The organism is Blastococcus sp. CT_GayMR20, assembly GCF_004570345.1.
In genome coordinates, this window is sequence record NZ_SPQM01000322.1 from 1 (window position 1) to 982 (window position 982).

The window sequence follows — 982 nt, forward strand, 5'->3', positions numbered from 1 at the left end:
CCGCAGATCGCCGGTGCGCGCCGGGTGGTCGTCAAGGTCGGCTCGTCGTCGCTGACCACCCTGCCGGGTGGTCTTGACGCCGAGCGGCTGGCGGCGCTGGTCGACGTCCTGGGCGCCGTGCGCGCGGCGGGGCGCGAGGTCGTGCTGGTCTCCTCCGGTGCGATCGCAGCCGGCCTGGCCCCGCTGGGACTGGGCACCCGGCCGCGGGACCTGGCGACCGCGCAGGCGGCCGCCAGCGTCGGCCAGCTCCGGCTGGTGCAGACCTACGCCGATGCCTTCGCCCGGCACGACATCACCGTCGGGCAGGTGCTGCTGACGGCCGACGACCTGACCCGCCGCAGTCACTACCGCAACGCCCACCAGACGGTGGAGCGGCTGCTCGCGCTCGGGGCCCTGCCGATCGTCAACGAGAACGACACGGTCGCGACCGAGGAGATCCGCTTCGGCGACAACGACCGCCTCGCCGCCCTGGTCGCGCACGTCGCGCAGGCCGACGCGCTGATCCTGCTGTCGGACGTTGACGGCGTGTACGACGGCGACCCCCGGGTCGGACCCGCCCAGCTGATCGACACCGTCTCCGGGCCGGGTGACCTGGACGCGGTCACGCTCGGCACCGCCAAGCGCAACGGCGTCGGCACCGGCGGCATGGCGACGAAGGTCGAGGCGGCGCTGATCGCGTCGCAGGCCGGCGTGCCCGTCGTCGTCACCTCGACCGCCCAGGCGGCTGCTGCGCTGGCGGGGGAGCGGGTCGGGACGCTGTTCACGCCGACCGGCCGTCGTCCCGGTGCCCGCCAGTTCTGGCTGCGGTACGCCAGCCGCCCCCGGGGCCGCCTGCTGCTCGACGAGGGCGCCGTCCGCGCGGTGCTGGAGCGGCACGCCTCGCTGCTGGCTGCCGGCATCACCGGGCTCGCCGGTGACTTCCTGGCCGACGACCCGGTCGAGCTCGTCGGCCCCGACGGCGTGGTGGTCGCGCGCGGGCTGG

General features: G+C 75.7%; 1 protein-coding gene. It reads left to right on the forward strand.

All coding sequences use genetic code 11. The features are described from left to right. On the forward strand, window positions 1–982 hold a 982-nt coding region (gene proB / locus E4P40_RS27715; protein ID WP_245160640.1), incomplete at both ends, for a glutamate 5-kinase.